The sequence below is a fragment of the Geodermatophilus sp. SYSU D01180 genome, from assembly GCF_054050415.1.
Window position 1 is genome coordinate 19,258 of record NZ_JBJGZH010000006.1, and the last position, 20,365, is coordinate 39,622.

At 74.5% G+C, this 20,365-nt stretch carries 18 protein-coding genes; 13 read left to right on the forward strand and 5 right to left on the reverse strand.

What is annotated here, in order from left to right:
• The first annotated feature begins 98 nt into the window (after positions 1 to 98).
• The 6 genes from ftsZ to ACI8AA_RS07565 all read left to right on the forward strand — a co-directional run bounded on the left by ftsZ (position 99) and on the right by ACI8AA_RS07565 (position 5,057).
• The gene (ftsZ, locus tag ACI8AA_RS07540; protein ID WP_457043874.1) at positions 99 to 1,382 is read left to right on the forward strand and encodes a cell division protein FtsZ; all 1,284 of its coding nucleotides are present in this window, start codon (positions 99 to 101) and stop codon (positions 1,380 to 1,382) included.
• Positions 1,383 to 1,531: 149 nt separating this feature from the next.
• A complete protein-coding gene (gene pgeF, locus ACI8AA_RS07545; protein WP_457043875.1) occupies positions 1,532 to 2,218 on the forward strand; it encodes a peptidoglycan editing factor PgeF in 687 nt (228 codons plus the stop codon).
• A gap of 29 nt (positions 2,219 to 2,247) precedes the next feature.
• Positions 2,248 to 2,997, forward strand: coding sequence for a YggS family pyridoxal phosphate-dependent enzyme (locus ACI8AA_RS07550; protein ID WP_457043876.1), 750 nt, complete (start codon positions 2,248 to 2,250; stop codon positions 2,995 to 2,997).
• Positions 2,997 to 3,905 (forward strand): cell division protein SepF, encoded by a 909-nt coding sequence (locus ACI8AA_RS07555; RefSeq protein ID WP_457043877.1) that lies wholly within the window; start codon positions 2,997 to 2,999, stop codon positions 3,903 to 3,905. The genes ACI8AA_RS07550 and ACI8AA_RS07555 overlap by 1 nt, the downstream gene beginning before the upstream one ends.
• 69 nt (positions 3,906 to 3,974) lie before the next feature.
• The gene (locus ACI8AA_RS07560; RefSeq protein ID WP_073422422.1) at positions 3,975 to 4,271 is read left to right on the forward strand and encodes a YggT family protein; all 297 of its coding nucleotides are present in this window, start codon (positions 3,975 to 3,977) and stop codon (positions 4,269 to 4,271) included.
• 60 nt (positions 4,272 to 4,331) lie between these two features.
• Entirely contained in the window at positions 4,332 to 5,057 is a 726-nt protein-coding gene (locus ACI8AA_RS07565) for a DivIVA domain-containing protein (RefSeq protein WP_457043878.1), read from the forward strand.
• 179 nt (positions 5,058 to 5,236) lie between these two features.
• Here the strand turns inward: ACI8AA_RS07565 and ACI8AA_RS07570 are convergent, their stop codons facing one another.
• The 3 genes from ACI8AA_RS07570 to ACI8AA_RS07580 form a co-directional block, all read right to left on the reverse strand.
• The gene (locus ACI8AA_RS07570) at positions 5,237 to 6,160 is read right to left on the reverse strand and encodes a carbohydrate ABC transporter permease (RefSeq protein WP_457043879.1); all 924 of its coding nucleotides are present in this window, start codon (positions 6,158 to 6,160) and stop codon (positions 5,237 to 5,239) included.
• Positions 6,157 to 7,146, reverse strand: a complete 990-nt coding sequence (locus ACI8AA_RS07575; protein ID WP_457043880.1) for a carbohydrate ABC transporter permease — start codon at positions 7,144 to 7,146, stop codon at positions 6,157 to 6,159. The genes ACI8AA_RS07570 and ACI8AA_RS07575 overlap by 4 nt, the downstream gene beginning before the upstream one ends.
• 122 nt (positions 7,147 to 7,268) lie before the next feature.
• Positions 7,269 to 8,639: an ABC transporter substrate-binding protein gene (locus ACI8AA_RS07580; protein ID WP_457043881.1), complete on the reverse strand. Its 1,371-nt coding sequence runs from the start codon at positions 8,637 to 8,639 to the stop codon at positions 7,269 to 7,271.
• 327 nt (positions 8,640 to 8,966) lie between these two features.
• Here ACI8AA_RS07580 and ACI8AA_RS07585 point away from each other — a divergent pair, with 327 nt between their 5' ends.
• Together ACI8AA_RS07585 and ACI8AA_RS07590 are read left to right on the forward strand one after the other, a co-directional pair.
• Complete coding sequence (locus ACI8AA_RS07585; RefSeq protein ID WP_457043882.1) at positions 8,967 to 10,088, forward strand: ABC transporter ATP-binding protein; 1,122 nt, start codon at positions 8,967 to 8,969, stop codon at positions 10,086 to 10,088.
• Between the two features lie 3 nt (positions 10,089 to 10,091).
• Complete coding sequence (locus tag ACI8AA_RS07590) at positions 10,092 to 10,826, forward strand: hypothetical protein (RefSeq protein ID WP_457043883.1); 735 nt, start codon at positions 10,092 to 10,094, stop codon at positions 10,824 to 10,826.
• A gap of 18 nt (positions 10,827 to 10,844) precedes the next feature.
• On the opposite strand, the gene ileS is transcribed toward ACI8AA_RS07590, so the two are convergent.
• Positions 10,845 to 14,000: an isoleucine--tRNA ligase gene (gene ileS / locus ACI8AA_RS07595; protein WP_457043884.1), complete on the reverse strand. Its 3,156-nt coding sequence runs from the start codon at positions 13,998 to 14,000 to the stop codon at positions 10,845 to 10,847.
• A 118-nt stretch (positions 14,001 to 14,118) separates the two neighbouring features.
• Between ileS and ACI8AA_RS07600 the strand changes: the two genes are divergently transcribed.
• Positions 14,119 to 15,630 (forward strand): potassium/proton antiporter, encoded by a 1,512-nt coding sequence (locus ACI8AA_RS07600; RefSeq protein ID WP_457043885.1) that lies wholly within the window; start codon positions 14,119 to 14,121, stop codon positions 15,628 to 15,630.
• A 72-nt stretch (positions 15,631 to 15,702) separates the two neighbouring features.
• Here ACI8AA_RS07600 and mqo read toward each other — a convergent pair whose 3' ends face one another.
• Positions 15,703 to 17,196, reverse strand: coding sequence for a malate dehydrogenase (quinone) (gene mqo / locus ACI8AA_RS07605; protein WP_457043886.1), 1,494 nt, complete (start codon positions 17,194 to 17,196; stop codon positions 15,703 to 15,705).
• A 117-nt stretch (positions 17,197 to 17,313) separates the two neighbouring features.
• On the opposite strand from mqo, the gene lspA reads away from it, so the two are divergent.
• Genes lspA through ACI8AA_RS07625 form a run of 4 tightly spaced genes read left to right on the forward strand, consistent with a single transcriptional unit; the run spans position 17,314 to position 20,285 of the window.
• Positions 17,314 to 18,078 carry a signal peptidase II gene (lspA, locus tag ACI8AA_RS07610; RefSeq protein WP_457043887.1) on the forward strand — a complete coding sequence of 255 codons (765 nt, stop codon included), beginning with the start codon at positions 17,314 to 17,316 and terminating at the stop codon, positions 18,076 to 18,078.
• Positions 18,079 to 18,095: 17 nt separating this feature from the next.
• Positions 18,096 to 19,031, forward strand: coding sequence for an RluA family pseudouridine synthase (locus ACI8AA_RS07615; RefSeq protein ID WP_457043888.1), 936 nt, complete (start codon positions 18,096 to 18,098; stop codon positions 19,029 to 19,031).
• Positions 19,032 to 19,038: 7 nt separating this feature from the next.
• Positions 19,039 to 19,857 carry a CPBP family glutamic-type intramembrane protease gene (locus ACI8AA_RS07620; RefSeq protein ID WP_457043889.1) on the forward strand — a complete coding sequence of 273 codons (819 nt, stop codon included), beginning with the start codon at positions 19,039 to 19,041 and terminating at the stop codon, positions 19,855 to 19,857.
• Complete coding sequence (locus tag ACI8AA_RS07625) at positions 19,854 to 20,285, forward strand: GNAT family N-acetyltransferase (RefSeq protein ID WP_457043890.1); 432 nt, start codon at positions 19,854 to 19,856, stop codon at positions 20,283 to 20,285. The genes ACI8AA_RS07620 and ACI8AA_RS07625 overlap by 4 nt, the downstream gene beginning before the upstream one ends.
• Positions 20,286 to 20,365: the final 80 nt, after the last annotated feature.

Consider the following 20,365-nt stretch of genomic DNA (forward strand, 5'->3'; position numbering starts at 1 on the left):
AGGGCCCGACGCAGCCCACCTAACTTCGTCCGCGTCGACCCAGTTGACATAACACTAAGTCTGTACTTGAGGATGAGGGTCGAGGTCGGGAGCCCCACATGACACCTCCGCACAACTACCTCGCGGTCATCAAGGTCGTCGGCATCGGCGGCGGCGGTGTGAACGCGGTCAACCGGATGATCGAGGTCGGTCTGAAGGGGGTGGAGTTCATCGCCATCAACACCGACGCCCAGGCGCTGCTGATGAGCGACGCCGACGTCAAGCTCGACGTCGGCCGCGAGCTCACCCGCGGCCTCGGCGCCGGCGCGCAGCCCGACGTCGGCCGCCAGGCCGCCGAGGACCACCGCGAGGAGATCGAGGAGGTGCTCAAGGGCGCCGACATGGTCTTCGTGACCGCCGGCGAGGGCGGCGGCACCGGCACCGGCGGCGCGCCGGTCGTCGCCTCGATCGCCCGCAAGCTCGGCGCGCTCACCATCGGTGTGGTCACCCGGCCGTTCTCCTTCGAGGGCAAGCGCCGCGCGGTCCAGGCCGAGTCGGGGATCGAGGAGCTGCGCAACGAGTGCGACACGCTCATCGTCATCCCCAACGACCGGCTGCTGCAGCTGGGTGACCGCAACGTCAGCGTGATGGACGCCTTCCGCACCGCCGACCAGGTGCTGCTCTCCGGTGTCCAGGGCATCACCGACCTGATCACCACCCCCGGCCTGATCAACCTCGACTTCGCCGACGTCAAGTCGGTCATGTCCGGCGCCGGGTCGGCGCTCATGGGCATCGGCAGCGCCCGCGGGGACAACCGCGCGCTGCTGGCCGCCGAGCAGGCGATCGCCAGCCCGCTGCTGGAGGCGTCGATGGAGGGCGCCCACGGCGTCCTGCTGTCGATCTCCGGCGGTTCGGACCTCGGCCTGTTCGAGATCAACGAGGCCGCCTCGCTGGTCTCCGACGCAGCGCACGCCGACGCCAACATCATCTTCGGTGCGGTCATCGACGACGCCCTGGGCGACGAGGTCCGCGTGACCGTCATCGCCGCGGGCTTCGACGGCGGCCGGCCCTCCGCCCGCAAGGACACCTCCGCCGCGGCCGCCCCCGCGGCGGCCCCGGCCGCCCCGCCGGCGCCGAGCCGGTTCGGCGGCAGCCCGCCGCCGGTGGCGTCGTCCGCGCCGCGCGCGACGGGGGAGCGCCTGGTCCCGCCGGCGCCCGCGGTCGCCCCGGCGCCCGTGAGCCCGGCCCCGGTCCGCCCGGCCCCGCCGGCCGGCGGCGGGATCACCGTCCCGCCGCTGCCCCCGGTCCAGAACCACGCGGCGAGCGCCGCCGCGGGCCGCCGGCCGCTGGGCAACGAGGACTTCGAGGAGGAGCTCGACATCCCGGAGTTCCTGCGTCAGTGATCGAAGGACCCCGTCCCCCTCATCGCTCGCAGGCTCGCGTCGAGCCTCTGGACGGGGGCGCCCCTGCACTCCACGGCTCGCAGGCTCGCCGCGGGCCCCTGCAGGGGGGCCACGAGGCGGCCGCTTCGCCGGCGGTGCGACCCCGACGGGTGGTCACCGACCGGCGGGGCGGCCGCTCGCGTGCGCCCTACGACTCGTTCGACCTCGGCAGCCACGTCGGCGACGATCCGGCCGACGTCGCCGCCAACCGGGAGCGGCTCGCCCGCGAGCTGGGCGTGCCCGGGGACCGGCTGGTGTGGATGGACCAGGTCCACGGCACCGGCGTCGCGGTCGTCGACGGCCCGGCCGAGCGGCCGCTGCCGGCGACCGACGCCCTGGTGACCCGCACCCCCGGCCTGGTGCTGTGCGTGCTGGTCGCCGACTGCGTGCCGGTGCTGCTGGCCGACCCGGTCGCCGGGGTGGTCGCCGCCGTCCACGCCGGCCGGGAGGGGGTCCGGCAGGGCGTCGTCCCGGCCGCCCTGGCGGCCATGGCCCGGCTGGGGAGCCGCCCGGCCGACACCACCGCGCTGCTCGGCCCGGCCGTCTGCGGCGCCTGCTACGAGGTCCCGCGGGACATGCAGGCCCAGGTGGCCCGGGTGGCGCCCGCGGCCGCCGTGCGCACCCGGAAGGGCACGCCGGGGCTCGACCTGCGCGCCGGGCTCACCGAGCTGCTCGGCCGCGCCGGCCTCGCCCAGGTGGTGCACGACCCGCGCTGCACCGTCGAGGACCGGCGGCTCTACAGCCACCGCCGCGACGGCGTCACCGGCCGCCAGGCCGGCGTCACCTGGCTGGGATGACGGCAGCCCCGGCGCGGGATGATCGTCCCGTGACCACCCCGGCCGATCGCCTGCGCGCCGTCCGCGAGCGCATCGCCGCCGCCGCCCGCGCCGCCGGGCGCGACCCCGCCTCGGTGGCGCTGGTGGCGGTGAGCAAGACGCGGACGGCCGGCGACGTCCGCGAGCTCGCCGCGCTCGGCCAGGTGGCGTTCGGCGAGAACCGTGCCCAGGAGCTCGCCGCCAAGGTGCCCGAGCTCGCCGACCTGCCGCTCCAGTGGCACTTCATCGGCCAGCTGCAGCGCAACAAGGCCGCCGCCGTCGCCCGCACCGGCGCCGTAGTCCACTCCGTCGACCGGCTGCCCCTGGCCCGGGCGCTCGCCCGGGCGGGGGAGGAGGCCGGCCGGCCGGTCGAGGTCTTCGTCCAGGTCGACCTCGGCGGCGCCGAGGGGGAGGTCGCCGAGCGCGGCGGCGCCGTCCCCGACGACGTGCCCGCCCTCGCCGACGCCGTCGCCGGCCTGCCCGGGCTGCGGCTGCGCGGCCTCATGGCCGTCGCCCCGCGCGACGAGGAGCCCGGCCCCGCCTTCGCCCGGCTGGCCGCGGTCGCCGACCGCGTGCGGGCCGACCACCCCGCCGCCGCGGAGCTGTCCGCCGGCATGAGCGGCGACCTCGAGGAGGCGATCGCGGCCGGCGCCACGCTGGTGCGTGTCGGAACCGCGCTCTTCGGCCCGCGGCCCCTACCCTCGCCCCGAGTCACACCAGTCACAGGGGTCCCACCCGGGACGCCGGAGGAGGTCGTCTGATGGCCGGCGCCATGCGGAGGATGGGCATGTACCTCGGGCTCGTCGAGGACGACGACGCCCGCGCCTACGGGCGCTACGACGCCCGCCAGTCCGACCCCCACGACCGGTACGACGACGGCCGCTACGACGAGGGCCGCTACGACGACGGGCGGTACGACGAGGGTCGCTACGACGACGCCCGCTACGACTCCGGGCGCCTGGAGGCCCCGCGGCTGGACGCCGGCCGGTACGACTCCGGCCGCTACGACGAGCGCCGCTACGACCGGTTCGACGACTCCTACGCCGGCGACCGCGCCGACGAGGGCCGCCGTCCCGCCGGTGACCGCCTCGACGGCGACCGCTTCGACGGCGACCGGTTCGACGACCGCCACCCCGGCGACCGCCCCGACGAGGACCGCCCCGGCCCCCGCGTCGCCGCGCCGGCCGCGTCCGAGCCCGCCCCCCTCCGCCGCGCGGGCGCGACCCGCCTCGGCCTGGCCCAGCAGCCGCCGTCGGCCCCCGCCGCGACCCCGGCCGCGGCGTCGGGCCCGTCCCGGCTGGGCTCGGTGAGCGGCGGCACCGGGGGCGCGGCCGCCGGCCTGGCCGCCCGCGAGCCGGTCGCCGCGCCGGAGCCGGCGCCCGTGGCGCAGCCCTACCGGATCACCGCGCTGCACCCGAAGACCTACAACGAGGCCCGCGCCATCGGCGAGGCGTTCCGCGAGGGCAGTCCGGTCATCATGAACCTCACCGAGCTCGACCACGCCGACGCGCGGCGACTGGTGGACTTCGCCGCGGGACTCGTGTTCGGACTCCGCGGTAGCATCGAGCCCGTCACGGCCAAGGTGTTCCTGCTCAGCCCGCGGGACGTCGACGTGACGGCCGAGGACAAGGCCAGGATCCGCGAGGGCGGGTCCTTCCCCGAGTCCTGAGCCGTCCGGCCGGGGCGCTGGAGGAAAGGCAGAGACGGCACCGCAGGTGCCCCGGGACGAGCGAGGACAGTGGCTCTCTTCTGGCAGATCGTGTCGTCGATCCTGCTCGTCTTCCTGATCCTGCTGTTCGCGCGTTTCGTCGTGGACTGGGTGATGGTGCTGGCGCGCAGCTGGCGCCCGTCCGGCTTCGTCGCCGCGGGCCTGGAGGTCGTGTACGCGACCACCGACCCGCCGCTCAAGGCGATCCGGAAGGTGATCCCGCCCCTGAACCTGGGGTCCATCCGCCTGGACCTCGCGTTCATGGTGTTATTGATCGCCGTCTACATCCTGCGGAGCATCACGTCCGGTCTCGCCCTCACCGCGTGACCGACGTGCGCGCGCACCGCGCGTGATCCGACAGACCCCGTACCCGCCGTCCGACCCGAGGTGAGCCCCTTGCCACTCACGCCAGCCGACGTGCACAACGTCGTCTTCAAGAAGCCGCCGATCGGTAAGCGTGGCTACGACGAGGACGAGGTCGACGCGTTCCTCGACGTGGTGGAGGCCGAGCTCGCCCGCCTCATCGAGGAGAACAACGAGCTGCGCGCGGGCTCGGGCACCGGCCGGGTCGCCGCCCAGCCGGTCGCCCCGGAACCGGCCCCGGCTCCCGCCCCGGTCCCGCAGCCGGCCGCGCGCGAGGACGACACGACCCGTGCCTCCCGGATGCTGGCGCTGGCGTCGGAGACCGCCGACCGCTACGTCAACGAGGCCAAGGCCCAGGCCGACCAGATGGTCGCCGGCGCCAAGTCCCAGAGCGACCGGCTGGTCGCCGAGGCCCGCGCCAAGAGCGAGCAGATGGTCAACGACGCGCGGCAGCGCGCCGAGTCGATGGTCAACGACGCCCGCACCCGCGCCGACACGATGGAGCGCGAGGCGCGCGCCAAGGCCGCCGCGCTCGACCAGGACGCCGAGCGCCGGCACCGCGAGGTCATGGGCCCCCTCGAGGAGAAGCGGCAGAACCTCGAGCGCAAGATCGAGGAGCTGCGGACCTTCGAGCGCGAGTACCGCACCCGCTTCCGCTCCTACCTCGAGTCGCACCTGCGCGACCTCGACGCCCGCGGCTCCGCCGAGCCGTCGTCGGCCAGCCGGCAGACGCAGCACGCGACCGCCTGACGTCGCCCCGCACAGGGCCCCCGGACCACCGGTCCGGGGCCCTGTCGCGTCCGGCGCCGGCCCGGGGACGCCGCCGTGCCGGCCGGCACAGGCGGCGCTGGAAACGCGGAGGGCCCCGGACGTCCCGTCCGGGGCCCTCCGCGGGCTCCACGACCCCGCTGCCGGCGCGGGGACCTCCGTCAGCCCTTGACGCTCCCGGCCAGCAGGCCCCGCACGAAGTAGCGCTGGAGGCCCAGGAAGACCGCCAGCGGCAGCACGATGGAGACGAACGCCCCCGCTGCGAGCAGGTACCAGTCCGAGCCGCGTGTGCCGGCGAGCTCGGCGACCCGCACGGTGAGCGGCACGACGTCGGGCGCGCCACCGGCGAAGGTCAGCGCGACGAGCAGGTCGTTCCACACCCACAGGAACTGGAAGACCGCGAACGCCGCGATGGCCGGCGTCAGCAGCGGCAGCAGCACCTGGAAGAAGATTTTCACGTGGCCGGCGCCGTCCATCCGGGCGGCCTCCACCAGCGACGCGGGGATCTCCTTCATGAAGTTGTGCAGCAGGAAGACCGCCAGCGGCAGCGCGAAGATCGAGTGCGACAGCCAGATGGTCCAGAAGGAGCCGGCCAGCCCGGTGTCCACGTAGAGGCTCAGCAGCGGGATCAGCGTCACCTGGATCGGCACGACCTGCAGGGCGAACACGGCGACGAACAGGACGTTGCGTCCCCGGAACGGGATCCACGCGAACGCGTAGGCCGCCAGCAGCGCCAGCGAGATCGGGATGACGACCGCCGGCAGCGTGATCACCAGCGAGTTGACGAACAGCGAGGCGAAGTTCGTCCCGCCGCCGTAGAGGACCTCGTTGTAGTTGTCGACGGTGAACGACGGGTCGGTGAACACCGTCCACCAGCCGGAGCGGCGGATGTCGAGCTCCGGCCGGAAGGAGGTGATGAGCAGGCCGAGTGTCGGCACCGTCCACAGCACCGCGATGACCAGCGCGATGACCGATGCCGCGGGGGAGCTGAGTTTCGTCCGGGCGGCGCCCGCACGGCGCTCCGCCCGGGTGAGCGGGCGCTCGTCGGCGGGGACGGGCGCCATGACCGGGGTGGTCGTGGTCATCGGATCTCCTCGGCGAGACGCAGCTGTCGGACGTTGTAGGCGATGATCGGGATGACCAGCACGAACAGCAGGACGGCGAGGGCCGCGCCGAGACCGACGTTGAACTGGCGGAAGGCCTGCGTGTAGAACTCGTTCGCCACGACGCTCGTGCCGAACTGGCCGCCGGTCATGGTCCGGACGATGTCGAACACCTTCAGCGTGACGATGGCGACCGTCGTCAGGACGACGACCAGGGCCGGCCGGATGCTCGGCACGGTGACGTAGCGGAACATCTGGAAGCCGCCGACGCCGTCGAGGCGGGCGGCCTCGACGATGTCGTCGGGGATGGCCTTGATGGCCGCCGACAGCACGGTCATGGCGAAGCCGGCCTGGATCCAGATCATCACGACGATCAGGTAGAAGGTGTTCGACGGCGCGTCGAGCAGGAACTGCCGCGGCTCCATGCCGAGCACGACCAGCAGCTGGTTGAGCAGGCCGATCTGGTTCACGCCGGGCTGGTCGGGGCGGTACTCGTAGACGAACTTCCAGATGACCCCGGCGCCCACCATCGAGATCGCCATCGGCAGGAACACCAGCGCCTTGGCCAGGCTCTCGAACCGCGTGCGGTCGACCAGGTAGGCGTAGACCAGGCCGAGGCCGGTGGTCACCAGCGGGACGAGGACCACCCACAGGAGGGTGTTGAGCAGGACGGTCTGGAAGTTGTCCTCGGTGAAGACCGTGACGTAGTTGTCCAGGCCGACGAACTCCGAGCCGTCCCGGCTGTAGAACGACCCGCGGATGGTGTCGAGGGCGGGGTAGACCAGGCCCACGACGAGCAGCAGGAGCGTCGGGCCGACGAAGCCGGCCGCGACGACCCAGTTCGGCACCCGCCGGGGCCGGTCGACGGCGAACAGGATCGCCGCCATCACGGCGGCGAACAGGAGGATGGCGACCACCATCAGGGCGAGCTTGTGCCCCGTGGTGCTCGCGTCGAGGAACCACTGCACGGCTGACGACCTCTCTCCGGCAACGGAAGGCCGGGGGGACCGCGGCGACGGCTGCGGTCCCCCCGGTCTCCAGGGATGGGTACGGCGGTCCCGTCAGCCGGCGGCTGCCGGGACCTCGGTGATCAGGCCGTCGGCCAGGCGTTCTCGACGTCGGTGAGGACCTGCTGGGTCGCCTTGTCGGTCGCGATCCAGTTGGTCAGCTCGGTCCACAGCGCACCGGCGCCGATCTCACCGGGCATCAGGTCCGACCCGTCGAAGCGGAAGACGGCGTCCGGGTTCTGGAACTGCTCGGCGGCCAGCTGGTCGATCGGGGAGACGAGGTTCTCGACGTCGAGGCCGGTGTTGGCGCTGACCCAGCCGGGGCCGGAGACCTGGGCCTTGACGTTGGCCCAGTCCGCCGAGGACAGGTAGGTCTGGAACGCCTGCGTCGCCGGGTCGTCGTTGAACGCCGCGGTGAACTCGCCACCGCCGAGCACGGGGGCCGCACCGTCGCCCTCGATGGGCGGCAGCGGGAAGGCGAAGACGTCGCCGTCCTCGGCGACCTCGGTGCCCTCGGGCCAGTTGGCCTGGTAGAAGGACGCCTGGCGGTGCATCCAGCAGCTGCCGTCGAGGATCGGCAGGCCCGCGTCACCGAACTCGGTGGACGCGATGGACTGCACCTCGCCGAGGCCGCCGTTGACGTACTCGGGGTTCTTCAGGATCCCGCCGACGGTGTCCAGCGCCTCGACGATCTGCGGGTCGTCGAACGGGATCTCGTGGGCGACCCACTGGTCGTAGACGTCGGGACCCGCGGTGCGCAGGACGACGTCCTCCAGCCAGTCGGTGGCCGGCCAGCCGGTGGCGTCGCCGGAGCCGATGCCGGCGCACCACGGCTTGGCGCCGGAGGCGGCGATCTCGTCGGACAGCGCGACCATCTCGTCCCAGGTGGTCGGGACCTCGTAGCCGGCGTCCTCGAACGCCGACGGCGAGTACCAGACGAAGGACTTGGCGTTGGCGCCCAGCGGAGCCGCGTAGAAGGTGCCGTCGACGGTGCCGTAGGCCTTCCAGCTCTCGTCCCAGTACTCGTCGACGTTCGCCTCGACCTGCTGGGGAGCCGGGACGACGGCGCCGGTTCCGGCCAGCGTCGCCAGCAGCCCCGGCTGCGGGATGAAGGCGATGTCGGGGGCGTTGCCGCTCTGGACGCGGACGACGAGCTGGGCCTCGAACTCGCGCGAGCCCTCGTACTCCACGTCGATGCCCGTGCACTCCTCGAACGGCACGTAGGAGTCGATGTGGGGCTGGTCCTCCGGATCGACGATCGAGGTGTAGACGCTCACCGTCTCGCCCTCGAGGTCGCCGAACTCCTCGTACGGAGCGCAGTCGATCGTCAGGTCGGAGGCCGCCGCGGTCCCGCCGCCGCCCCCGCTGGTCTCGCTGGCGCCGCAGCCGGCGAGCACCAGTGCCACGCCCAGGCCGCCGGCCAGCGCACCCTTGCGCCGGCCTGTCGCGCGCATCGTCATGTACGTCCCTTCGGGGTCCCCGCGGTCGTCGACCGCGGCGTGTGGTCACGTGCGAACGGGCCGGTCAGCTGCCGGCCCGTCTGGTACGCCGGGGGACCATAACGTCGCGGACGACGCCGTCCGGTCACGTTGCCGAAACCGTTATGCAACGCCTGCCCTGTCCGAGGGAGGAGACCGCGCTCACGTCCGCGCAGGTCACGAGCCGGTCACGGTCGGCGTCCCGGACGAGTGCCGCCCGGGCGGGGCGCTGGTCCCCGGGAACGCTGCGTGTCACAGTGGGCGCGCTCTGCACCGGCGCAGAAGGGATGCTGAACGAACGCCATGGCCGCCATCACCTACGACCGGGCCACGCTCGTGTACCCGGGGGCGACCCGCCCGTCGGTCGACGCGCTCGACCTGTCCATCGCCGACGGCGAGTTCCTCGTCCTGGTCGGCCCGTCGGGCTGCGGCAAGTCCACGTCCCTGCGGATGCTGGCCGGCCTCGAGAACGTCACCGACGGGTCGATCCGCATCGGCGAACGGGACGTCACGCACCTCCCGCCCAAGGAGCGGGACATCGCGATGGTCTTCCAGAACTACGCGCTGTACCCGCACATGACGGTGGCCGACAACATGGCCTTCGCGCTCAAGATCGCCGGCATGTCCAAGGAGGACCGGCTGGCCCGGGTCCGCGAGGCAGCCCGGCTGCTCGACCTGGAGCAGTACCTCGACCGCAAGCCCAAGGCGCTCTCGGGCGGGCAGCGGCAGCGGGTGGCCATGGGCCGGGCGATCGTCCGCAACCCGCAGGTCTTCCTCATGGACGAGCCGCTGTCCAACCTCGACGCCAAGCTCCGCGTGCAGACCCGCACCGAGATCGCCGCCCTGCAGCGCAGGCTCGGGACGACGACGGTCTACGTCACCCACGACCAGGTCGAGGCCATGACCATGGGCGACCGGGTCGCGGTCCTCAAGGAGGGTGTCCTCCAGCAGGTGGACACCCCACGGGCCCTCTACGACCGGCCGGTCAACGAGTTCGTCGCCGGCTTCATCGGCTCCCCGGCCATGAACCTCGTTCCCGTGCCGCTGCGCGAGGGCGGCGCCGTCCTCGGCGGCCACCCGGTGCCGCTCTCCCGCTCGGTGCTCGACGTCCTCGCGCAGGACGGCACCGGGACCGCCACGCTCGGCTTCCGGCCCGAGGCCGTCCAGTTCGTCGGGGCCGGGGAGGGGTTCCCGGTCGAGGTCCAGGTGGTGGAAGAGCTCGGCTCGGACGCCTTCGCCTACGGACGGCTCCAGGCCGGGAGTGGGATCGGGGGCGCGGAGGCGACCGAGCGGCCCCTGGTGCTGCGGGCCGACGCGCGCCGGCCCCCGGCGAAGGGCGAGGTCGTGCACGTGACCATCCGCCCGGGCGAGGCGCACGTCTTCTCCGCCCTGACCGGACGACGGATCGGCCATGCCGGGGACTGACCGGTGCCCGGCGCCGGGGAGCCGCCGGTGATCGTCGCCGCGGCGCTGCTGGTCCTCGCGGGCCTCGGGCTGTTCGTCGCCGGCGTGCTGACCGCCGTCACCGCCTGGTACTGGGCCTGCGTGGGCGCCTGCGCCCTCGCCGCGGTCCTGCTGGTGGTCGCCCGGCTGCGCGCCCCCGCCGGCACCCGCGTACCGGCCGCCGGCCGCACGCCGGACCGCGCCGACGCCCCGGCCCGCAGGGAGCCCGCCCGCTCGGAGCCGGCCCGCTCCCTCGGGAAGACGGCGGACCGGCCGGCGGAGGCGCCGGGGACCGGGGAGGCACCCGCCGCGCCGGGGCGCGCCCAGGAGGCCGGGGCCCACGCCGGACGGCACGAGGCCCCCGAGACGCCGGACGGGCCACCCGCCGAGCCCGCTGTCTCCGAGGCGCCGGCCCAGGCCCCCGCACAGCCGGCCCGCAGCGCGGGCGCGGGGACGTCCCTCAACGGCGGCGACACCCCGGAGGAGGACGTCGAGGTCACCGACCTGCTCACGGTCGTGGACCTGACCGACGAGGTGCTCGTCGTCGACGAGCACCCCCGCTACCACCTGGCCGACTGCCCCTGGCTGGCCGGCCGGGAGACGATCCCGCTGCCGGTGAACGAGGCGCGCACCGACGGGTTCACCCCGTGCGCGGTCTGCGGGCCGGACGCGCACCTGGCCGCCGTCGAGCGCGCCCGCAGGGCCGCCCGCCGCGGCTGACCGCGGCGGGCGGCTGCATCACGCCCGGGCGAGCCAGAAGCGGGAGCCGTTCGGCCCCTCGACGCCGGCGCCCTCGCCCGCGGTGCCCGCGTGGACGGCGGTCGCCAGCACCTCGCCGGCCAGCTGCTCGCCGGAGCCGGTGAGCGCCTCGGCCATCGCGCCGTCCGCGGTCCACCACAGCTCGATCCGGTCGCTGACCGCCAGGCCCGTGTTCTTGCGGGCCTCCTGCACCAGCCGCACCGCCTCGCGGACCAGCCCGGCCCGCTCCAGCTCGGGAGTGAGCGCGAGGTCCAGCGCCACGGTCAGCCCGGCGGCGCTGGCCACCGTCCAGCCCTCGCGCGGGGTCTCGGTCACGACCAGGTCGCCCTCCTGCAGGGCCACGCCCTCGCCGTCGACGTCGACCGACGCCGTACCTGCCCGGTAGGCCGCGACCAGGGCGGCCGGGTCGGCCGCGGCCACGGCCTTCGCCACCGCCTGCACCTGCTTGCCCAGCCGTCGCCCGACGGCGCGGAAGTCGACCTTGACGCTGACGTCCACCAGGTCGCCGCCCACCGCCGCCAGCTCGTCGAGCGCGGCGACGTTGAGCTCGTCGGCGACCTCGGCCACCAGGTCGCGGCCCATCGCGGACCAGCCCGGTGCGGCGACCAGCGCACGCGCCAGCGGCTGGCGGGTGCGCACCTTCGCCGAGGTCCGCGCCGCCCGGCCCAGCTCCACCAGCCGGCGCACCAGGTCCACCTGCGCCACCAGCTGCGGGTCGCGGGCGTCCTCGTCGACGGCCGGCCAGGACGCCAGGTGCACCGAGTCGGGCGCGTCAGCGCCATCGCCCGTGACCAGGCCCGGCCGCACGACCCGGGACCACACCTCCTCGGTGACGAACGGCGTGAACGGCGCCATGAGCCGGGTCAGCCCGTCGAGCACCTCGTGCAGCGTGCCCAGCGCCGAGGGGTCGCCGTCCCAGAACCGGCGCCGCGAGCGGCGGACGTACCAGTTGGACAGGTCGTCGACGAACTGCGCGAGCAGCCGCCCGGCGCCCTGGGTGTCGAAGGCCTCCAGCGCGTCGGTCACGCCCTCGGTGACCGCGGCCAGCTGCGCGAGCGCCCAGCGGTCCAGCAGCGGCCGCTGCGCCCGCGGCGGGGCGGGGGAGGCCGCCGGGTCCCAGCCGTTGGTCTCGGCGTACAGGGTGAGGAAGCTGGCGGTGTTCCAGTAGGTCAGCAGGACCTTGCGGACCACCTCGGACAGCGTCTCGTGCCCGACCCGCCGCGCCGACCACGGCGAGCCGCCGGCCAGCATGAACCAGCGGACGGCGTCGGCGCCGTGCCGGTCCATGAGCGGGATCGGCTCGAGGATGTTGCCCAGGTGCTTGCTCATCTTGCGGCCGTCCTCGGCGAGGATGTGGCCCAGGCACAGCACGTTCTCGTAGGAGTTCTTCCCGAACACCAGCGTGCCGACGGCCATCAGCGAGTAGAACCAGCCGCGGGTCTGGTCGATCGCCTCGCAGATGAACTGCGCCGGGTAGGCCGCCTCGAACTGCTCCCGGTTCCGGTGCGGCGCGCCCCACTGCGCGAAGGGCATCGAGCCGGAGTCGTACCAGGCGTCGATGACCTGCGGGACCCGCCGGTAGGTGCCCTCCTCGCCGGGGCGGGTGAAGGTCACCTCGTCGATGTAGGGGCGGTGCGGGTCCAGGTCGGACAGGTCGCGGCCGGCCAGCTCCGACAGCTCCGCCAGCGACCCGACGACGACCGTGCGCGACGGGTCGGCGTCGTTGCGCCAGATCGGCAGCGGGGTGCCCCAGTACCGGTCGCGGGACAGCGCCCAGTCGACGTTGTTGTTCAGCCAGTCGCCGTAGCGGCCCCACTGGATGGTCTCCGGGTGCCAGTGGGTCTTCTCGTTCTCGGCGAGCAGCTGGTCCTTGACCGCGCTGGTGCGGATGTACCAGGACGGCTGCGCGTAGTACATGAGCGGCGTGTGGCAGCGCCAGCAGTGCGGGTAGCTGTGCTCGTAGCGCTGCTCGCGCCACAGCACGCCGCGCGACTGCAGGTCGACGACGAGGGCGTCGTCGGCGGCCTTGAAGAAGTGTCCGCCGACCAGCGGCACCTCGGGCAGGAAGTGGCCGGAGGCGTCGATCGGGTTGACCACGGGCAGGCCGTAGGCGCGGCAGACGGCGAGGTCGTCGGCGCCGAACGCGGGGGACTGGTGGACCAGGCCGGTGCCGTCGTCGGTGGTGACGTAGTCGGCCAGGACGACGTAGTGCGCGTCCTCCCCCTCGGGGAACTCGACCAGGTCGAACGGGCGCCGGTAGTGGGTGCGCTCCCAGTCGCGGCCGGTGGTGCGGGCCAGCACCTCGACGTCGTCGGTGTCGCCGAACACCGCGCCCAGCAGCGGCTTGGCGACCACGAGGGTGTCCTCGCCGCGGCGGGCCACGACGTAGGTCACGTCCGGGTGGACCGCGACGGCGGTGTTGCTCGGCAGCGTCCACGGCGTCGTCGTCCAGACCAGCAGGTCGGCCTTCCCGGCCCACTCGCCGTCGGTGACCGGCAGCCGCACGTACACCGAGGGGTCGGTGATCGACTCGTAGCCCTGCGCGACCTCGTGGTCGGACAGGCCGGTGCCGCAGCGCGGGCAGTAGGGGGCCACGCGGTGGTCCTCGACCAGCAGGCCCTTGTCGAAGACCTGCTTGAGCGACCACCAGACGCTCTCGATGTAGGCGGGGTCCATCGTCCAGTAGGCGGTGGACATGTCGACCCAGTAGCCCATGCGGCGGGTGAGCTGGGAGAAGTCGCCGACGTGCCGCTCGACCGACTCCCGGCAGCGGGCGTTGAACTCGGCGATGCCGTAGCGCTCGATGTCGGGCTTGCCGGCGAAGCCGAGCTCCTGCTCGACGGCGATCTCGACCGGCAGGCCGTGGCAGTCCCAGCCGGCGCGGCGGGGCACGTGCCAGCCCTGCATCGTCTTGAAGCGCGGGAAGACGTCCTTGAACGCGCGGGCCTCGATGTGGTGGGTGCCCGGGCGGCCGTTGGCGGTGGGCGGCCCCTCGTAGAAGACCCACTGCGGCCGGCCCTGCGAGGCCTCCAGCGACCGGGCGAAGACGTCGGCGTCCTCCCAGCGGCGCAGCACGTCCTGCTCGAGCGCGGGCAGGTCGACCTGGGGCGGCAGCGCACGGAACGGAGAGCTCACGGGTCGATCCTCCCACCCTGCCCTCCCCCGGTCCCCGAGCCGTCGAGCCCGTCCGCGTCCAGGCGCGACGGGCCGGGGCGCGGGAGTACGGGAGACTGATCACCATGGGGAGCGGGCGGTGAACACCACGGTCACGCTCGCCCTCGCCGTCGGGGCGCTGGTGGTGCTCGTGGCGGCGGTCGCCCTGCGCCTGGCCGACCGGCTGGGCCTGCCGAGCCTGCTGCTCTACCTCGCGCTCGGGGTGGCGCTGGGGGAGAGCGGGCTGGGCATCGAGTTCGAGGACGTCGCGCTCACCCAGACCCTCGGCGTCGCCGCGCTCGTCGTCATCCTCGCCGAGGGCGGCCTGACCACCCGCTGGGGCGACGTCCGCCGCGCGGTCGGGCCGGGGCTGGCGCTGTCGACGGTCGGCGTCGTGGTCAGCGTGGCGACGACGGCGGCGATCGGCGTCTGGCTGCTGGACCTGGCCTGGCCGTTCGCGCTGCTGCTGGGCGCCGTCGTGAGCTCCACCGACGCCGCCGCGGTGTTCGCGACCCTGCGCCGGCTGCCCCTGCCGCGCCGGATGGTCGCCGCGCTGGAGGTCGAGTCCGGGCTCAACGACGCGCCGGTCATCCTCCTCGTCGCTGTGCTGTCCGACGCGCTCACCGGGGAGGAGACGGAGTCCTGGTGGGTGACCGTGGTGGTGGTGCTCGCCGAGCTCGCCGGCGGCGCCGTCGTCGGGCTGCTGATCGGGGCCGGGGGCGCCTGGCTGCTGCGCCGCGCGGCGCTGCCGCTGTCGGGCTTCTACCCCCTGGCCACGCTGGCGCTGTGCGTGCTCGCCTTCGCGTCGGCGTCGCTGGCGCACACGTCGGGCTTCGTCGCCGTCTACCTGTGCGGGCTGGTGCTCGGCAACGTGGCGCTGCCGCACCGCTCGGCCACCATCGGGTTCGCCGAGGGGATGGCCTCCCTCGCGCAGATCGGGCTGTTCGTCCTGCTCGGGCTGCTGGTCTCGCCCGCCCGGCTGCCCGACGCGATCGGCCCGGCGCTGCTGGTCGGCGGGGCGCTGCTGCTGGTGGCCCGGCCGCTGTCGGTGCTGGCGAGCCTCGTCTGGTTCCGCATGCCGGCGGCGCAGCAGGCGTTCGTGTCCTGGGCGGGGCTGCGCGGCGCGGTGCCGATCGTGCTGGCCACCTTCCCGCTCACCGCGGACGTGCCCGGCGCGGCGTTCGTCTTCGATACGGTCTTCGTGCTGGTCGTCGTCTTCACCCTCGTGCAGGGCTCGTCGCTGCCGTGGATGGCCCGCCGGCTGGGCATCGCCGCGCCGCTGACCCCGCGCGAGATCGAGGTGGAGTCCGCGCCGCTGGAGGAGCTCGACGCCGAGCTCATGCAGATGCGGGTGCCCGACGGCTCCCGGCTGCACGGCGTCTACCTGCCCGAGCTGCGGCTGCCCGAGGACGCCGCGGTGGTGCTCATCGTCCGCGACGGGCGGTCGTTCGTGCCCGACGAGACCACCCGGCTCATGCGCGGGGACCAGGCGCTGCTGGTGTCGGCCCGCCGGTCCCGCCCGGAGGCCGAGCGGCGGCTGCGGGCGGTCAGCCGCGCCGGCCGGCTGGCCACCTGGCGCGGCGAGCAGGGCGCGGCGACCGAGTCCGACTAGACGGCCGAGCACACGCCAGACGCCCCCTCGGCGGACCTGAGGGGGCGTCCGGCGTGTGCTCGGTGGGGGCCCTCAGCCGTTGAGCTCGAGGGTCTGCATCGTCTCCGCGCGGACGGCCTGCAGCAGGGCCGGGTCGGAGGACAGGTCGCGGCCGTAGGAGGGGATCGCCTCCTCGAGCGCGGCGCGGCGCGCGGCCACCCGGTCGGGGAACGCCCGCTCGACGAGCGAGAGCATCGCCGACACCGCCGTCGAGGCGCCGGGGGAGGCGCCCAGCAGGCCCGCGATCGAGCCGTCGCCGCCGACGACGAGCTCGGTGCCGAACTGCAGCACGCCCTTGCCGCTCTTCGGGTCCCGCTTGATGACCTGCACCCGCTGGCCGGCGGTGATCATGTCCCAGTCGGCCTGCTCGGCCAGGGGCACGAACTCCGTGAGCGTGCGGTGCCGCGCCGTGCGCGACTGCAGCAGCTCGGTGACCAGGTACCTCGTCAGCGCCATCTCGGTGCGGGCCACGCCCAGCATCGAGCCGAGGTTGTTCGGCTTCACCGACAGCGGCAGGTCGAACACCGAGCCGCCCTTGAGGAACTTCGGCGACCAGCCGGCGTAGGGGCCGAACAGCAGCGAGAACTCGCCGTCGACCAGGCGCAGGTCCAGGTGCGGCACCGACATCGGGGGCGCCCCCACCGCGGCCTGCCCGTAGACCTTGGCCTGGTGCCGGCTGACCAGCTCGGGGGAGCGGGTGCGCAGGAACATGCCGCTGACCGGGAAGCCGCCGAACCCGCGGATCTCGGGGACCGCGGCCTTCTGCAGCAGCGGCAGCGCGCCGCCGCCCGCGCCGACGAAGACGAACCGGGCGCGCACCGTGCGCTCCTCGTCGGTCCGCCGGTCGGTGACGGTGACCGTCCAGCGGCCGTCGTCGCGCTTCTCCAGCCCGGTGACGCGCTGGCCGGTGTGCACCTGCACGCCGCGGGCCTCGCCCTGCTCCAGCAGCAGCCGGGTCAGCGCGCCGAAGTTGACGTCGGTGCCGGCGACCGAGCGGGTCGCGGCGACCACCTGCGCGGGGTCGCGGCCGTCCATGACCAGCGGCACCCACTGCGCCAGCTCGGCCGGGTCGTCGGTGTACTCGAGCCCGGCGAACAGCGGCTCGGCCGACAGCGCCGCGTGGCGGTTGCGCATGTAGGTGCGCCCGCCCTCCCCGGTCACGAAGCTGACGTGCGGGACGGGGGAGATGAAGTCCTTGGGCGAGCCGGTGAGGCCGCTGCGCACCAGGTGCGACCAGAACTGGCGCGACACCTGGAACTGCTCGTTGATGAGGCGGGCCTTGGCGGTGTCGACCCGGCCGTCCGGCCCCGCGGGCGTGTAGTTCAGCTCGCACAGCGCCGCGTGCCCGGTGCCGGCGTTGTTCCACGCGTCCGAGCTCTCGCCCGCCACCGCGTCCGCGGACTCGAAGACGGTGATGCTCCACTCCGGCGCGATGACACCGAGCAGCGACGCGAGGGTCGCGCTCATGATGCCCCCGCCGACGAGCACCACATCGGGGTCGGTGGCTGAACCGAGGTCGGTGGACACGACTGCCTTCCTGCCGGGTGGACGTGCGCCATCTCCGACGATCGGCCGAACGGCGCGCTGGGACGCCCTCGACGGGGTGTGAGATTCGTCTACCCGGCGGTGAGGTGCCTCACCATCGTGGCGGCGGTGCGGCCGCGCGGCAGGCCGGGAGGCACAGCCGCCGAGGCTATCGTCGGCTCGTCGGCCGCCTCCCGCGGCCACCCGCCGACCGCCGCGAGCACGAGGAGCCCCCCGCTGAGCGAGCGACCCGAGGACCCCGCGGAGGCCCCCGCCGCGGCCGCTCCGGACGACGCCGCCCTGGACGACGGCGCTCCGGACGACGGCGCCGCGCACGACGCCGCCCCGGCACCGGCCCGGCGGCCGCGCACGCGGCTGCTGCTCCTGCTCGCCGCGCTGGTCTTCCTGGCCGACCTCGGCAGCAAGCTGCTCGTCGTCGCGACGATCGACCGCGGCGAGAACCTCCGGCTGCTCGGCGGGGCGCTGTACCTCACGCACGCACGCAACACCGGCGCCGCCTTCTCCTTCGCCGAGGGGTTCACCGTGGTCTTCACGCTGATCGCGGTCGCCGTCGCGGTGGTCATCGTCCGGACGGCGCGGCGGCTGTACTCGACCGGCTGGGCGGTGGCGCTGGGCCTGGTCCTCGGCGGCGCCCTGGGCAACCTGGTCGACCGCGTGTTCCGCGAGCCGGGCTTCCTGCGCGGCGGCGTCGTCGACTTCCTGTCCGTGTTCGCGCCGAACGGGGAGGTCTACCCGATCTTCAACGGGGCCGACTCCGCGATCGTCTGCGGCGGGCTGCTCGGGGCCTACCTCGCGCTGCGCGGCGTCGAGTTCGACGGCACCCGGACCCGCGACCGCGGCGACGGCGCGGTGTCCCGCGGCTGACCTGTCACGATGGACCGGTGAGCGCTCCCGGCCAGCACCGCGCCCTCCCGGTGCCCGACGGCCTGGAGGGCCAGCGGGTGGACCAGGCGCTCGCGCGGCTGTTCGGGCTGTCCCGCGCGGTCGCCGCCGACCTCGCCGACGCCGACAAGGTGTGGGTCGACGGCCGCGTGCGCGGCAAGGGCGACCGGCTCTCCGGCGGCAGCTGGCTGGAGGTCGAGCTGCCCCCGCCGCCGGGCGAGGCGCCCCCGCCCGAGCCGGTGCCCGGCCTGACCGTCGTCCACGACGACGACGACGTGGTGGTCGTGGACAAGCCGGTCGGCGTCGCGGCGCACCCGAGCCCCGGCTGGGAGGGCCCGACCGTCGTCGGCGGGCTGGCCGCGGCCGGCTACCGCATCTCCACCTCCGGCGCGCCGGAGCGGCAGGGTGTGGTGCACCGCCTGGACGCCGCGACGACGGGGCTGATGGTGGTCGCCAAGAGCGAGCGCGCCTACACGCTGCTCAAGGCGGCGTTCAAGGAGCGGACCGTCGACAAGGGCTACCACGCGCTGGTGCAGGGCCACCCCGACCCGTCGCGCGGCACCATCGACGCGCCCATCGACCGGCACCCGCGGCACGACTGGAAGTTCGCCGTCGTCTCCGGCGGGCGCCCGTCGGTCACCCACTACGAGGTGATCGAGGCCTTCCCGGCCGCCAGCCTGGTCGACATCCACCTCGAGACCGGCCGCACCCACCAGATCCGGGTGCACTTCTCCGCGCTGCGCCACCCCTGCGTCGGCGACACCACCTACGGCGCCGACCCCACGCTGGCCGCCCGGCTCGGGGTGGCCCGGCAGTGGCTGCACGCGGTGCGGCTGGGCTTCGCGCACCCCGCCGACGGGCACTGGGTGGAGTTCACCAGCGACTACCCGGACGACCTCGCGGGGGCGCTGGCCGTCCTACGCGCCGAGTCCTGACCCTCCCGTGACCGGCCTCCCCGCCACCCTCGCCGACTGGGGCCCCGCCGCGCTGTCGGCCGTGGTCGTCGGGGTCTACCTCGTCGTCGGCGAGCCGCTGGTCGGGCACGTGCTGCACCGCCGCTTCGAGGGCCGGCTGCGCACCGACCCGGCTGCCCGGCGCTCCTTCTACCGGCGGCTGCTGGTCCTCGAATGGGGCCTGGCGACCCTCGCCCTGGTCATCTGGCTGGCCGCGCCGGACGTCGACGCCGCCGCGGTCGGGCTGGCCTGGCCCACCGGCTGGCCGGGGCCGGTCACCGGCGCCGCGGCGCTGGCGGTGCTGGTCCTGGCGCTGGTCTCGGTCCGGGCGATCCGCGGCGGGGCGCTGGGCCGCGCGGGTGCGCAGCCGCCGGGTGCCTCCCCGCCCACCCAGGGCCGGCACGCCGAGCCGCCGGTGCACGCCACCCTGGCCCTGCTGCCGCGCAGCCGGTCCGAGCGGCGGCTGTTCAGCGTCGTCGGCGTGACCGCGGGGGTGTGCGAGGAGTGGCTGTACCGCGGGTTCTTCCTCGCGGTGGTCGCCGCGGTGGGCGGCGGGCTGCCGCAGGGGGTGCTGGTCGCCGTCGCGGCCGCGGCCTTCGGGCTGGCCCACGCCTACCAGGGGGTGGGCGGGGTCGTGCTCACCGGCGTGCTCGGCGGGGTGTTCGCGGCGCTGTACCTGGAGACCGGGTCGCTGCTGCTGCCGGTGCTGCTGCACGCCGCGGTCGACCTGCGGTTCCTGCTCGTGCCGTCGTCGGCGCTGCCCGACGCGCTGCCCGCGCGCCACGCGCCCGGCGGGGCGCCCGCGTGAGCGCCGCGACGGCCGCCGTCGCGACCGCCGCCGACTGGCCGGAGGTCGTCGCGGTGCGCACCCGGGTCTTCGTCGAGGAGCAGGGCGTACCGCCGGAGATCGAGCAGGACGCCGCCGACGCCACCGCCGTCCACGCGGTCGGCCGCGACGGCAGCGGCCGGGTGGTGGCCACCGGGCGGCTGCTCGAGCGCGACGGGCGGGGCGTGATCGGCCGCATGGCCGTCGACGCCGCCGCCCGCGGCGCCGGGCACGGCGCGGCGGTGCTGGCCGAGCTGCACCGGCAGGCGGCGCTGCGCGGCCTGACCGAGGTGGAGCTGCACGCGCAGGTCACCGCCCGCAGCTTCTACGAGCGGGCCGGCTACACCGCCGTGGGGGAGGAGTACGAGGAGGCAGGCATCCGGCACGTCACCATGCGCCGCCGACTGTGACGGGGTCGTCCCGCCGCGCCGAGACACGTCCTGTCAGACCCTCGGCGTAGAACGTCCCCGGTGCGAGGATCGGGGGACCG

Excerpts from the sequence above, each read along its gene's own strand:
- ftsZ (WP_457043874.1), top strand. The coding sequence starts at position 99 with ATGACACCTCCGCACAACTACCTCGCGGTCATCAAGGTCGTCGGCATC.
- ACI8AA_RS07555 (WP_457043877.1), top strand. The coding sequence starts at position 2,997 with ATGGCCGGCGCCATGCGGAGGATGGGCATGTACCTCGGGCTCGTCGAG.
- ACI8AA_RS07570 (WP_457043879.1), bottom strand. The coding sequence starts at position 6,160 with ATGACCACGACCACCCCGGTCATGGCGCCCGTCCCCGCCGACGAGCGC.
- ACI8AA_RS07580 (WP_457043881.1), bottom strand. The coding sequence starts at position 8,639 with ATGCGCGCGACAGGCCGGCGCAAGGGTGCGCTGGCCGGCGGCCTGGGC.
- ACI8AA_RS07585 (WP_457043882.1), top strand. The coding sequence starts at position 8,967 with ATGGCCGCCATCACCTACGACCGGGCCACGCTCGTGTACCCGGGGGCG.